Source organism: Polynucleobacter sp. HIN7 (assembly GCF_030297595.1).
Lineage (GTDB): Bacteria > Pseudomonadota > Gammaproteobacteria > Burkholderiales > Burkholderiaceae > Polynucleobacter.
Window position 1 is genome coordinate 1,345,086 of record NZ_AP028138.1, and the last position, 14,163, is coordinate 1,359,248.

At 46.2% G+C, this 14,163-nt stretch carries 8 protein-coding genes (1 of these 8 cut by a window edge); 3 read left to right on the forward strand and 5 right to left on the reverse strand.

Features of this window, described 5'->3' with window-relative positions; translation table 11 throughout:
• The 3 genes from QUE64_RS06805 to QUE64_RS06815 all read right to left on the reverse strand — a co-directional run.
• On the reverse strand, positions 1 to 6,439 hold the beginning of the coding sequence (locus QUE64_RS06805; RefSeq protein ID WP_286225074.1) for an autotransporter-associated beta strand repeat-containing protein. 39,578 nt of this gene lie to the left of the window's left edge; the window shows 6,439 of its 46,017 coding nt (coding positions 1–6,439); its start codon is at positions 6,437 to 6,439; the stop codon falls past the left edge of the window.
• A gap of 343 nt (positions 6,440 to 6,782) precedes the next feature.
• On the reverse strand, positions 6,783 to 7,334 hold the full coding sequence (locus QUE64_RS06810; RefSeq protein ID WP_286223321.1) for a hypothetical protein: 552 nt from the start codon (positions 7,332 to 7,334) through the stop codon (positions 6,783 to 6,785).
• Positions 7,335 to 7,342: 8 nt separating this feature from the next.
• Positions 7,343 to 9,076 (reverse strand): ShlB/FhaC/HecB family hemolysin secretion/activation protein, encoded by a 1,734-nt coding sequence (locus QUE64_RS06815; RefSeq protein WP_286225075.1) that lies wholly within the window; start codon positions 9,074 to 9,076, stop codon positions 7,343 to 7,345.
• Between the two features lie 254 nt (positions 9,077 to 9,330).
• Between QUE64_RS06815 and QUE64_RS06820 the strand changes: the two genes are divergently transcribed.
• A complete protein-coding gene (locus tag QUE64_RS06820; protein ID WP_286225076.1) occupies positions 9,331 to 10,242 on the forward strand; it encodes a hypothetical protein in 912 nt (303 codons plus the stop codon).
• Positions 10,243 to 10,254: 12 nt separating this feature from the next.
• Here QUE64_RS06820 and QUE64_RS06825 read toward each other — a convergent pair whose 3' ends face one another.
• On the reverse strand, positions 10,255 to 10,494 hold the full coding sequence (locus QUE64_RS06825; protein WP_286225077.1) for a helix-turn-helix domain-containing protein: 240 nt from the start codon (positions 10,492 to 10,494) through the stop codon (positions 10,255 to 10,257).
• Between the two features lie 71 nt (positions 10,495 to 10,565).
• On the opposite strand from QUE64_RS06825, the gene QUE64_RS06830 reads away from it, so the two are divergent.
• Positions 10,566 to 11,585, forward strand: coding sequence for a YqaJ viral recombinase family nuclease (locus tag QUE64_RS06830; protein ID WP_286225078.1), 1,020 nt, complete (start codon positions 10,566 to 10,568; stop codon positions 11,583 to 11,585).
• Positions 11,582 to 12,280, forward strand: a complete 699-nt coding sequence (locus QUE64_RS06835; protein ID WP_286225079.1) for a recombinase RecT — start codon at positions 11,582 to 11,584, stop codon at positions 12,278 to 12,280. The genes QUE64_RS06830 and QUE64_RS06835 overlap by 4 nt, the downstream gene beginning before the upstream one ends.
• Here the strand turns inward: QUE64_RS06835 and QUE64_RS06840 are convergent.
• A complete protein-coding gene (locus QUE64_RS06840) occupies positions 12,228 to 14,126 on the reverse strand; it encodes an ATP-binding cassette domain-containing protein (protein ID WP_286225080.1) in 1,899 nt (632 codons plus the stop codon). The two genes, QUE64_RS06835 and QUE64_RS06840, sit on opposite strands and share 53 nt — an antisense overlap.
• Positions 14,127 to 14,163: the final 37 nt, after the last annotated feature.

Below are 14,163 nucleotides of genomic sequence, written 5' to 3' on the forward strand. Positions count from 1 at the left end.
CGTACAGTAAAACAACTCCAACATCACCAAGCATTAGAGAATCTGCTACCCAGTTACTTTCACCAATGAAGTTCGAGCTACGAGCAATATTGGTTGGTACTGTGTTAGTGCCAGTAATAATTGAGCCCCCTGCAGTCCCGTTGACATAAGCGGCAGGAACACCCGCTGCCGATAATGTTGCGGCATAGGTGGTAAGCGTGTTATTGACCACTCCATTAGTAATTACGTAGTCTAGCGATATTGCTTGATTCACGCCGTTATAGACTTGGAATGCTAAATTATTTGTTGTACCAGCGCGTGCTAGGAGAATATTGTTGCTATTGCGGGCATTTCCAATGTCAATAATCCGCTCCCAATCATTTGCCGTTCCAAGATTAACTTTCGAAAAAATGGTGAGGCCGGAGGTAAAGTTTGTTAATCCCGTTGCGCCCACCGTTACAAAGTCATCGCCTGAAAAGGTAATGGTCTTATTAGAGGCGTTATAAATAGGAGTACCAGAAATCGTGCCATTGGATCCAGCGCTACTCAAATTGGTCCATGTGCTGCCAGAGCCTGAGTATGATTGATTATTACCGGCATCAAAATACCAAATCAAACTGCTCATGGAGATATTCAGAGCGTTTGTAATTGTGCCGGAGCCTGATAAGGAACCAACCGTTGCCGAATAGCCAGCAAGATTGAGGGTGCCATTAAGTACTAAATCACTGGCTGAGGAAAGTGCATTATTTGCACCGAGCGCCAAATAACCTGCGGAGATAGTAGTCGTGCCGCTATAGGTATTAAGACCCGATAGTGTCAATGTGGAGTTTGAGTCTGTATCTTTGGTTAAAGCGCCCGTCCCACTAATGGCTCCCAATAGGGTTTGATCAGCGCTTGATGAATACAAAAGGATACCGTTATTTGTGATTAAGCCAGAGTAAGATCCGGACCCTAGTTGACCAGAGCCACTAATTTGAAGAGTGCCCGCACTGATCACTGTGTTACCACTATAGGTGTTGGTGCCAGAGAGAATCAAAAGACCAGTTCCGGATTTGGTCAAGTTGTTACTACCGGAGATCACTCCGCTTAACGTGAGTTGGGTGCCATCCACAGTAACGGTACTGTTTCCACCTAAAGCTATGGTTCCAGAAAGACTACTGGTGCCCGTACTTGTGAGTAAGGTGCCGCCATTAATAGTGAATGCTTCGGCACCTACACTGATATTACGGATATCGAGTGTGGCACCACTCGCAATCGTAGTACCAGCGGCAGTTGTTCCTAGAGCGGATGCATTGGTAATCGCTAAGGTTCCGGCATTAACGGTGGTAGCACCGGTATAGGTATTGGTGCCGGAGAGCGTTAAGGTGCCAGAGCCCTCCTTTATTAGGCTCAGTACCGTTGGGCCGTCAGTGGTAGCTGAATTAGCAATTGCGCCACTAAAAGAACCAGTGCCATTGTCGTTACCTAAGGACAGACTAAGAGCTTTGCCACCTCCGCCGGATGCAAAATCAATCGTGCCGTTTCCGGTAACAGTGCCCGCTCGAATCGTCACCCCGGCTGCTCCATAAAGACGTAGGTAGGTATCAGTGCCGTTGAGGTAAATCGCTGAAGTGCTATTAATTGAAGAACCCTCAAGCCAGAAATTGCCATAATTGGTGACGGTGACCTGGCCTGATGTTGTCGTGTTGCCTCTAAAAATAAACCGATTAGTAAATGTTGTCGTACTGCTACTAGCGCTGTTAATTAACCATGTTCCCGATCCAGAGATTGCGCCATCTAAAAATAGCGAAGAAGTATTGGCTCCCTCGTACTCAACGTTTGCGTTATTTGCAAAATTACCACTCAAAATCATGGTAAATCCAGACGAGGGAGCAAACCGTAGGGTGCCGGTACTAATGGTTGCGGCACCGCTATAGGTGCTGTTACCAGAAAGCGTCAAGGTACCGGTACCAGATTTTGTAAAGTTGCCCGACCCTGCCATGATGCCGCCATAAGTTAAGGTGGTAGCACTATTGGTATCGATGGTGCCGCCAGCGCTGCCAAGGGTAATTCCCCGGTTGGCATTGAGCGTAAAGCTAGCGGTGGTATTCAATATGCCGCCATTGAGGGTCAGCTGACCGGTGGTTGCTGATCCGGGTGCGGTACCGAGGTTAGTATCCGCACTAATAATCAAAGTACCCGCATTGATGGTGGTGCTACCGGTGTAGGTGTTGTTGCCACCCAAGGTGAGGGTGCCATTACCAGATTTAGTTAAAGATGTTGTTTCTGAAATAACACCACCTAAAGAACTATTAACGGAGTTATTGATTGATATTGCATCACGAACTGAAAAAGTCGAAGTACCTGTGATTAACTGACCAGAGGTGATGTTTAATGATTTCAAAATCGAAGTTTGTACTTCAAGAGTCAAACCCGAAATAATTGGATTTTTATCCCCAGTGCCGACTCCCGTGAGTATTAAAGTCGGAGAGGTGGTGGACGCTTGAAATGAGTAAGTCATTCCATATCCAGCATTGCTAAAAGAGCTCCCTTGGGTTGTATATGTATTTAAACTGGATACCAATGATGTTGAATCTAAGAAAACACTAAAAGCACGGTTTGTACAACAATTTTCCCTCCCGAACATTTGAAGCTTGTAGTTAACTCCAACAATCAGACCGGAAAGATTGATTCGAACAGAAAAGGGATCGGTGTTATTAGCATCAGACCAACGTATGGAACTAAGCACTGTTGCCAAAGCTGTATCGTGAGATGAATTAACACTTCCAGAAAGAGTGGGGCTACCCCAACTTCCAGCTAGTATTTCTTTATTTGTATTAATGGTAAGTCCATTAACCGGACTGCCACTTGGAACATTTGTGGAGCTATAACTTCTAAAAACAGCATCCTTGATGGTTACAGCAGAACCACCAAAATTAGCGCCATAAATAAATACGCCTGAAAAATCAGCGCTTGCATCCGCGCTGACTACTTGTCCGGTTGAGGCACTACCCGTAGAAATTAGATTATCTTTACCAACCTCTGAGCCAGAAAATTGAACCTGTCCAGAACCAGCATTAACGGTAAGGGCATTAGCTGTAGCACCAAGAGAATAAATGCTGTTCGCAAATGATATTGCACCGCCATTGGAACTGAGGGTTACATCTTTTCGAAGAAAAACAGTGCCTTCATAGACCTGATCACCGGTAGTGGTTATGTTTGCATTTAAATTGATAAACCCGGTAGTAGTTAGCTTCAAACTTGCAGAACCGCTAGCAACAATATCGCTGTTAACCGATATGAATCCTAGATCCCCCCCATTAGTCCCTGTAGTAATAATAATTTGTACATCATTTTTTAATGCTGCATTTATTGTTGCGACGTTAATGGTTGCTGGACTAGCTGTACCAGTGAATGTCCCAGAATTATTGGATGAATTGCTATCAACTGAACTAATAGTAAGGTCATAAGGGTCAATTAACCACATTCCTCCGCGGCCCGTATTGATACTTCCCAATAGGTTTAAGGTGTGAGCGGACGTTTCAATAAAGCCGCCGAGGTAATTACCAATACCATCATCCAATCCATTGGTACTAATACGTGTCAACGCATCTATGCTTGTATAAATAGAAAACGGCAATGTGCCATGTTGCGCATCATTGCCGATTAGAATTGTTCCACCTTGAATCAAACCACGCGCTTCGATTGTTGCACTCGAAAGAATAGTTTCATTAAAGGCTGCAAGACCAATACTTCCACCGCGACCATTGCCGCCATTGGTTTGGATGAGTGAGTCGTAGAGATTCATATTGCCCGCACGACTCAAGACACGAATAGATCCACCATCGGTGGTGCCATTGGCTTGTAATTGGGCACTGTTGATTTGCAAATGATTCTCAATATCGACGTTGATCGTACCGCCAGGCCCCGTACCACCATTGGTTTGGATGAATGCGCCACTATCGAGTGTTGCAGTATCAGCAGAAATGGCAACAGAACCTCCACTGCTTCCATTGGCAGTCACGGTTCCCGCTAAGTTAATTTGATTTCCAGTAAATGCAATCACGCCACCCGGCCCGTTATTACCATGCGCTTGAATTAAAGACCCATTTTGGGTGTTGATTTGTGGTGCAGAAAAATTAATTGCGCCACCAGTTGTGCCATTCGCACGAATCTCTGCACTACTTGTCACAGTGATGTGTTGTGTTGCGAACAACTCAATCACATTACTGTGCGCATTGGTGATATTCGCATCGTTCGCAGCAATCGTGGCGTACACGATTTCATTGAGATCAAATGTATTGTTTTGTTGTGTGAGGTATTGCGGTAAATCTTCACGGCGTACCACGGTGCCATTAATGGTGAGTGCAGTCGATGTGGTTGATGTATTCGTATTGCTGCTCGTTTGTGTGGTACTTAGACGTCCTGAGATGTAGAGCGCTTGCGCTAAGAGCTCAATCGCAGCACGAATGCTGTTGTTGTTGCTGTTGTTATATCCACCACGTGCGGTGATGTTGCCGTTCGCATAAATCGTTTGTGCTTGTACCGTCACTTGATTGACATCAATACTCGTACCAACATTCAGATATGCAATCGAGCTATTGATGATGACGTTTAGATTCGCTCCGCTGATATTCGCATTGAGATTAAATATGCCCGATGCAGTGAGCGTTAATGTCGTGAGTGTTGTACCTTCTTTAAGGATGTCTGCGCCACTGGCAAGCGTTAAGCTACCAGAGCCATTCTGGGTGCAGCTTCCCAGGCTTGGACACGTATTGCCGTTCACCGCAATACTCACGTTATTGTTAGTCAATGCTGCAGAAATGACATTCGCGGCAGTGCGATCAATCGTGAGATCAATGGGATCTAAAAGCCAACGACCCGTTTGTCCGCGAGATGCGTTGGTTTGCACAGTAAATGTTTTACCAAGGAGTACTTCACCTTTAGAGCTCGTCTCAATAAAGCCACCATTGCCACCATTCTTACCACCGAGTGCTTGTAAGAGTCCTGCAACTGCAGTCTTCGTTTCACTCCAAATCACAATCGAGCCACCATTACCCATGTTGGTTGCCGATGCATTAACACGTGCGCCACTTTCAATCGTGACGGTCTTGGCCATTTGCTTAGCATCACTCGCGGCTTGCGCTTTCGCAAGCGCTGCTGCTTGGAGTTGATCTAAGCGTGATGTTTGTATTTGAGTTTGTGTTTGTGTTTGTGTTTGTGTTGCTGCTGCAGTTACAGCGGTGTTCGCAGAATTATTAATTACATTATTTGCAACGGCACTTGCCAACTGGGTTTGAATTTGGACTTGGGGTGCGCTCGTGACATTCGTTGCAATCGTTTTGCCCACACCGATTTCAATCTGACCACCACCAGCTTTACCGGTTGCCGAGGTCACGGAGTTTGACGCAAGCGTAATAGTCTCGCCGACGATATTGATCTGACCGCCAGTGCTGTTCTCGCCTTTGCCATTGGCGCTCACTCTTCCAGCTTGGGTCACGTTGGCAGCGACGAGTTCAATGACGCCGCCGTTCTCAACCATATTACTAGAAGTAATGACTCCTTTATTGTTTATTACTGAGTTCATCAGGTTTCTAGCAGATCCGGCGGCAACAATGATTAAGCCGCCCTTGGTCTCGACCACGCGCTTGTTCTCGATCAAGGCGTTATAGGTAGGGATATCCACGGAGACACGCATTAAGCGATCCCCCCGAAAATCCAGGGTAATTTGCTCACCGGCAGCCATGGCAATGGTGTTATCGGGACCTTTTTGGGCCAATAAATAGCCTTCGTTACGGACCTCAGGCGCCAGGAGAGCTATATAGCCATTGGGGTCATTGGTACTAATGGTGCCCTGGTTATGGACCTTGCCCTTGCCATTACCCGCATAGGTGGATTTACCCTCCATAAAGTCCTTATTGGCCATATCCATGGTGGTGGCGACCACCCCGGCGGCGTTCACTTGGGCGCCCTTACCAAAGGTCACTCCGTTGGGGTTCACTAAGACCACTTGACCGTTGGCTTTGAGTGCACCATCGATCACCGATGGGCTCGCACCAGTGCTGACGCGATTAAGAATCACTGCACTGCTATTCGGTTGATTAAAGTTCACCTGCGCATTGCTACCAACGTTAAATGAATCCCAATTAATCACCGCACGTTGCGATGTTTGATTGATGTTCATCGTCGCCGATGTCGCATTTGATGTTTGCGAAATCGTTGCCGATCCAGCGACAACCTGTCCACCCGTTGGCAAAGTGTTTGAATTATTTTGCGCGATCGCAAAATGCGTTTGTGAACCGATCAAGAAAACAACAAAAATTTCTTTTTGACGTTTTTTAGAAATTGAAATGGATGAAATGAAATTTGCGACTGAGAATGAATGACTACGATTTGAAGAAAATAAGAGGAAGACATCTCTCGCGCTACGCAGAGAAAAGTGATACGTCTCCATCAGAAAAGTTACAGCGTTTGTCTTCAAATAATTCGTACTTTTGGTTCATTAACTAGATTAAAAAACTCACTGAATTTCGTCCGCAAAACTAAGCTGGATATGGCTTGCTAGCTATTGGGACTACACCCTAAGGTTAACAGAAACGACACGCAAAAGCCATCCCAGTGAAAGGGTAAGCGCTAAGCCTTGTAGTATCAGGTTTGGGCAAATTCATGAGATTTCTAGATGGGGCTGATTTTTGTGAAAAAGGACAAAAACGAGTCCATTAAAGCTGCTTAAAATTTAAGCAAATTAAGTCTTAAAATCAGCAATTTTTTACCCTCATTATTTGCAAAAATGAACGCTATTTTTAGTAAACAAATGAGTTGCTTTATGTAACCGAATCTTTCGCATTGGGTCGAACCGGTTGCGGTATTTTTGGAGGTGATGGTTGCGCCGGAGGCGCTACTTTTGGTACTGCTTTTTGGGATGAAATTTGTAAGGCTTGCGTCACTGCTTGGCGAGCTCCTGACAAACTAAAACGCGCCGTGATGAATTCATTCGACTGCAGCGAGACAGCAAAACTAATTTGCTCACCAATTTGCGTTGCCTGCAAAAGTGCATTAAAGGGCTCCAAAATCAGGAACAATTTATTACCCACAAGTGTGCACTTCATGGTGATGGCTTGCGCTTGAATTTGATTGCGAACCAATGCGGGATAGCGTTGATTGGGTAAGCATGCTGTGGGTTGATGCAGATAAAACATGCATTGATTTGCTGAGCAAAAAATTCCGAAAGTGGTATTGGATTCACTCGTGGTGTACGCCTCGGTGATGATTTCTTTTGACTCCAAGGTCCAACGATCAAAGACGGTTTGAGCGAGTACAAAATCGGGTAAAAACCAGCCCAAAAAGACCAGCAAAAGGGTCAAAATTGACTGCATTTTAGGACTTAAAACTGGTAGCTGGCGGTGACCCAGCCGCGGGGGTTGGTGGTGGTGCCATCGACCGCTACTTTTTGACCAGTATAGGTATACAAGGGGTTTTGGCCAACCTGCCAAGCCACCATAGCGCCTAGGTTCCAGCCCTCATAATTCCATTTGGCTCCAAAACCAGCGCCTTTTAGCCAATAGGTGTTGTTGGCGTTTGTTGCCCCCTGCCAATTCCCGGCAGGGGTATTTTTATATTGTTGGACGACGCCCGCATCAAAAAAAATGGAGCCTAAGACGTTATAGGGCAGTTGTTGGCGCAGCTCAATCGTGCCCAAGCCCCCTTGGGAGCCACCCCCTTGGGCGACCGGATAGGCGCGTACCCCATAAGGCCCACCCAAATAAAATTGCTCTGCAGAGTTCAGATTGACCGATGCCACTTGCCCAGAGATCCCAACATATACCGTGGTTCCGGTTGCGCTACCGAGTTGCTGATTCCGGTTTGCGGAAAATGTCATCTTAGTAAAGGATGTGGGGGTATTAGAGCCATAACCTTGGCCACTGGTTGGCGAGATTGCTAAATTACCAATGACGAAACCAAGCGAGCCGGCACTAATGGCCCCACCACCAAACCCATCGTAGTGGTTACCAGAAATTCCAAAGGTAATGTTTTTGATGTCATACGCACTAATCACGGCATTGGTCAGAAAACTTTTGTTCATGTAACTTTTGATGTCATAACCTAAGGTCGTGTTCACATTGGTGCCTTGGCGACGAATCAGTGGATAGGCTAAATTCACGCCCGCGGTCCAGGCATCACCATATCCGCCATTGGGATAGCCATAGTTACTAACATTTTTATAGTTCAAATAAGTACCCGATGCACCAAGACGCAAACCGGTGCGTGTGACTGGGAGCGAATATGCGCCCTGAACGTATTGCGAGCCCTCGGAGTAGATGCCATTGACTGAAGCCTGATCACCAATCCCCGTGGGGTTATTGAGGTTAAAGGCCACAATCCCTTGGTTCTGGCCAGTACTACGGCTACCGTAGTTGTTCGCCTCGGCCTTCCCCTGTATCAGTGGGCCATCGGCCAAGTCCATGCGTAAGGCGGTATCTCCCGGATTTTGGCCAGGCTCTAATTTGCTCTCGACTATCACACCGGGTGTTTCATTCAGAATCAAGGAGGCCCGCTCAATCGCCTGGGTATTTAATGGTGAACCAATCGGATTCACATCAGTAATATACGCACGCACGCTATCTTTACTAAAACGCGTCGGACCCTTGGTGGTATCGACAATCACGTCGCTTAACTTCGCTTCGGTGATCGCAATGCGTACCACACCATCAGCAATGCGCTGCGGTGGCAAGGTGGCTTGCACGAGTAATCCATTTTGACGGTAAAAATCAACGATCACATCGCAGACTTTTTGCAGTTCATCAAAGGTCAAGGATTTATTGAGGTAGGGTTTCAGAATCGCCTGCACTTTTTCTTCAGGAATAGTTTTGATGCCTTCAAGCACAAACCGTTTTACATCGACCCGCACTTCTTGAGCCTTAGGATCCTTTGGCTTTACAGGCTCTGGTGCGGGCTGCGGAAGCTGCAATGGAGACGGCATGGGTAACTGCCGCTCAAGGCCCTGCTGCAAGGCACCAGCATCAATCGGGGGTTGATTGGCTTGAGCAAACACAAGGCTGCTTCCCAAAAAACTCAGGCAGGCAACTAATTGACATGAGGGGCGGTAGATAGTTTTCATTGGCAGTATGAGATTAAGCATTGATTCTAAAGCTATTCTGGGTATTTTCTAAAGGCAACAATCCCCAATTTGGATCAATTTTCCAGACACTTACAACGATTGAATGATTGGGATTCTAATTTAAAAAGTTTAATTTTTTCAATAGGATACGAAGTTCGTTTTGCAAAAAAGGTGTTTTACTGTGGAATTGCTTACAAAATTTCAAACGATCAGCTACGCTAATTGCTATTAACTTCAATTCATCGAGATCTGCCATGAAAAAAGCAACGGCTATTAAGAGAGTAAGCGGCCCCAATACAGAAAGGGGCAAACTGATTAGCTCCCAAAATGCAATTAAAACGGGCTTGACTGCTAAGCAGCTTTTAAATGAACAGGAGTTCAGGCGCTTTAGTGAAATTAAAGAAAATTTAAACAATTTCTTCTCTGGAGAAAATCCGTTAATTGGCTTACAAACTGAACGGGTTGCGCGCATTCATATTCAGCTAGAAAGAATTCAAAACGCCATTGATATTCTGTACCGAAAAGTTGAATCCAGTCCACCCCAAAATTCATCAAAATTTGATCGTAGCGCTGACATTATTTTTAACTTGGAGTTAAAAATAATGGGAAAAGTTTTGGATAAATCAGTATTGGATGATATTTTGGAATCTTTAATCGCAGAAAAAATTGCCAAACTCTCGTCACAAAACTCCGATGAATCAATATTAGATAAAAACGGTGATGAGATCCCTATAATCACGCAGAAAAGCCTATTAGGCTGCTATTTAGCGTGCGAATCAGAATTTTATAAATTAGATGTGAATGACTATCTGCAGGAAAAAATAAAAGCGATTAAAAATGCAACCGATGCAAAAGAGCTATACAAAGATATTAACTTAGAAGTTTTATATCGTGCAACCAAAAAAATCAAAGCACCCGATCTAAAAGAAAACATTTATCCGGATGATTTTTATGAATACCGCCTTTTTCAGAATTGGTTTGATAAGGAGCTTTCAAAAGTATCCGGATATTTAAAAATTCTGGAGGACTCCATGAATCCCGATCACGAAATCCTAAATATTCCCCTACCAAACTTTGAAGAACTTGATCGACTCATGCGTTATCAAACAACCTTGACGCGACAGCTCTCAACTGCAATTGGCGAATTAAGAATTCTTGCTGCCTAAGAAATAATAAGGCTAGCCAACCTTCCACCGCACCCCAGCACCTGACTCTGGGGTGCCGATGAATTCAATTCCAACCTCTTCAAAAACTTTTTTAACGGTATCAATCGTTTTGATATTGCCCGCAGGTATTTCATTGCCCGCAGATTCCAATCGAACAATTGTAGAAAAAGCTATCTGAGAGCGTTCAGCCAAATCCCGGACGGTCATCTCTGTTAAAGCCCTAGCGGCCCTAATTTGATTACTTGTAATCAAAATCAATTTACCCTAAAATAGGATCAATGAATTTATTTATAGGTTCATTGAATTTATTATGGAGATAAAAAATGCTTAATAATCAAGATTTTACACATAATCGCTCCAGTTTCCTAGGTGGCAGCGACATTGGAGCGATTCTGGGGGTCTCGAAGTACCGCTCAGCGATGGATGTATGGCTCGAGAAGACTGGTAAGCGTATGGATACTAAAGATAGTTTTGCCTTGCGCTTTGGTTCATTTGCCGAGTCCTTTATTGCCGATGAATATGCCTTACTCACGGGTGAGCATCTGATTGAACATTCACAGGGTCTAATTCATCCACAGCATTCCTTTTGCGTGGGACATATTGATCGCTTTGTGTTGGAGAACAAAGAGTTACCCCTCTTTCATTCTGACGGAGGTCTTAATGCGAAAAAGCTTTTGGAATGTAAGACTGCTAATCACTACAGTCAAAGTGATTGGGGTGAACCTGGGACAGACGCCATTCCCCTACCCTACCTCTGTCAATGCTTGTGGTACTTAGGGATTGCCAATCTATCAGAGATTGATGTTGCTGTTCTCTTGGGAGGATCGGATCTACGGGTCTATACGATTACCAGAGACTTAGAGCTGGAGTCCTTATTGTTTGAGAAAGCCGTCCTCTTTTGGACCGAGCATGTTCAAAGGGATATTCCACCCAAACCTCAATCGATTACCGATTGCCAAGCTCTCTTTCAGCGAGCGAGTTCGGGTAAAACGCTGGAAGCTTCCTCGGAAGTATTGAATCTCATTCGAAAGCTCAAAGTCTTAGAGTCTCAAGCCCAGGTGGAGGAGGCGCAAATTGATGCGATTAAGCAAGTGCTCATGGAACGCATGGCGGATGCCGAAGTGCTTACATACCTTGGCAAGCCTGTAATCACTTGGAAAGCTCCCAAACCCAGCTATCGGATTGATACCAAACGCTTGGGTCTTGATCATCCTGAACTCATCAAGGCTTACCAAAGTCCGATTCAGAGTAGTCGGCGCTTTGTGGTGAAGGATTTACCGGAGGAACTGATGCCGCATGAACCAATCCTTAGGGAGAAGACTTTGGAAGGAGTTACCTCATGAAGAAAGCATCCATCCTAGATTTACCCGAGGATCTTTTGGATGAGGATCCACCCAACCCACCCAGCGAACCCACTCTCGATAGATTGGTGACGGAGGTAGCTAACACCCTCGGGATAACTTCCCAGGAACTCAGTCATTGGGCTAAGGAAGCTGTGGTTCCCGAGGAGGTCTTAAATTTGATCTTAAGAACGGCTTTACGCTTAAATCTCAACCCCCTATTGGGTCAGATTGATTGGGAACTCAATTTGGATGGAAGTTATGAAGTCTACATTCCGATTGATGGATGGATTGCCATGATCCACCGGGAACCCAGTTTTAAGGGGTTAACGTTTAGCCAAGCCACTGAAACTGAAGAGGGTGTTCCCCTTTGGATGGAATGCTCCATCTATCGCGCAGATCTTATCCAACCCGTTACCGTTCGGGAATACTACGCAGAACTCAAAACCGACCATCCCATCTGGATGCAGATGCCCAGGCGGATGCTACGACACAAAACCCTACAACAGTGCGCACGTTTGGCGTTTGGGATTAGTGTGCCGGAATTGAAAATACCGATAACACCACCAATGATGGAGAAGACTGCGATGCTGCAATCAAGTCAGAGCGCACCGGATCGTAAAGAGTTACTGAGACAAAAACTAGCTAGCCCGTCTCCCGCTCCAGCAATTGCTCCCAGCGCGCCATTAGCACTTTGAGTTGCGCATCAATCGCCAGTGCCCGCTCTTTGAGTGCAATGCTCGCACTCGGATCGCCCTTGTAAAGGGCAGGGTCAGCCAATTGTTCGCTTAGCATCACTTGCTGCTCTTCAAGCGCCTCAATTTGAGTGGGTAATTTTTCTAGCTCAATTTTTTCCTTACTACTTAGTTTTGGCTTGCTAGCAACGATTGGGGTCGATGATTTACTGGGGGCCTTACTTTCAGCCACTTTCATGAGAGGACTTGGTATCACCGCATCCGAGCGTGCCTTTTGTACTTTGTAATCTTCATACCCGCCCTCGTACTCACGCCACACTCCATCGCCCTCATAGGCAATCATGCTGGTAACCACGTTATCTAAGAAGGTGCGATCGTGACTGACTAAAAAGACAGTTCCCTGGTAATCCTGTAAGAGCTGCTCCAAAAGATCCAAGGTATCAATATCCAGATCATTAGTGGGTTCATCAAGGACCAGTACATTCGCAGGTCTAGCAAAGAGTCTTGCGAGTAACAAGCGATTGCGCTCACCACCCGAGAGGGTTTTGATGGGGGAGTTGGTGCGCTCAGGTGCAAATAGAAAATCCCCTAAATAGCTCTTCACGTGCTTGCGCTGATTGCCAATCTCCACCCACTCGCTACCCGGGCTAATGAAGTCCTCCAGCGTCGCTTCAAGATTAAGGCTCTCGCGCATCTGATCAAAGTAGGCTACCTCAATGCGTGTGCCCAATTTAGCGACTCCGGTATCGGGGGTAATTTCTCCGAGGATTAATTTCAGTAGGGTCGTTTTACCTGCTCCATTAGGACCCAAGATGCCGACCTTATCGCCCCGCAAAATCGTGGCGGTGAAATTTTTCACAATCGGTTTTCCGTAGGACTTGGAGATGGTACCGAGGTCTGCCACGATCTTGCCGCTGCGCTCACCCGATGCAATCGAGAGCTTGACCTGGCCCATGGCATTGCGTCGCTCAGCGCGCATCGCTCGAAGTCTCTCAAGCCGCGCCACGCGCCCTACACTGCGCGTGCGCCTGGCTTCCACGCCTTTGCGAACCCACACCTCTTCTTGCGCGAGTAATTTATCGGCTCGCGCATTGGCAAGCGCTTCGGCGTTGAGCTCTTCCTCCTTAACAAACTCATAACGGCTGTAGTTGCCAGAGTAGCTGCGTAGCACCCCACGATCGAGCTCCACAATACGTGTGGCGACTTGATCTAAGAAGCTGCGGTCATGGGTAATAAAGACAATCGATCCAGCGTACTCATTCAGAAGCCCTTCAAGCCACGTAATCGAATCCAAATCCAAGTGATTGGTGGGTTCATCCAACAAGAGTACATCCGGTTGGGTGACCAAGGCTTGCGCAAGCGCCACGCGTTTTTTAGTGCCCCCTGAGAGAGTTCCAATGGTTTGATCGGCATTGAGATGCAAGCGGTTGAGGATTTCGCTCACTCGCTGCTCCCAGTTCCACCCATGCGTCGCATCGAGCTGGGATTGCAGGGCATCTAAGCGCTCTTGATTGGCTTCGTTCCAATCGGCTTGTGCAAGCGTTTCATACTCCGATCGGATTTGCTTGATGGTGGCCAAACCTTCGGATGCTGCCTCAAAAATACTGCTATTGGTATTTAGGATCGGTTCTTGCGCAACATAGGCAATGCGCAGTTCCTGCTGTACCTGAATCAAGCCATCGTCGAGTTTTTCAATGCCAGCGAGGATCTTTAGAAAGGAGGATTTCCCGGTACCATTTCGCCCAATGAGACCCACACGCTCACCCGCTTCAAGTGCAAAGTTGGTGCGGTCTAAGAGGGGGTGATGACCGAACGCTAGCTTGGCGTCTGTCAGAGTAATGAGTGCCATAACCTGCCATTATCAATGGTTTATTCGTCTATGCGTC

What these genes read in the sequence shown, in the direction of transcription:
- QUE64_RS06830 (WP_286225078.1), top strand. Translation starts at nt 10,566, where the DNA reads ATGCTTAATAATCAAGATTTTACACATAATCGCTCCAGTTTCCTAGGT.
- QUE64_RS06835 (WP_286225079.1), top strand. Translation starts at nt 11,582, where the DNA reads ATGAAGAAAGCATCCATCCTAGATTTACCCGAGGATCTTTTGGATGAG.
- QUE64_RS06815 (WP_286225075.1), bottom strand. Translation starts at nt 9,076, where the DNA reads ATGAAAACTATCTACCGCCCCTCATGTCAATTAGTTGCCTGCCTGAGT.
- QUE64_RS06820 (WP_286225076.1), top strand. Translation starts at nt 9,331, where the DNA reads ATGAAAAAAGCAACGGCTATTAAGAGAGTAAGCGGCCCCAATACAGAA.
- QUE64_RS06840 (WP_286225080.1), bottom strand. Translation starts at nt 14,126, where the DNA reads ATGGCACTCATTACTCTGACAGACGCCAAGCTAGCGTTCGGTCATCAC.
- QUE64_RS06810 (WP_286223321.1), bottom strand. Translation starts at nt 7,334, where the DNA reads ATGCAGTCAATTTTGACCCTTTTGCTGGTCTTTTTGGGCTGGTTTTTA.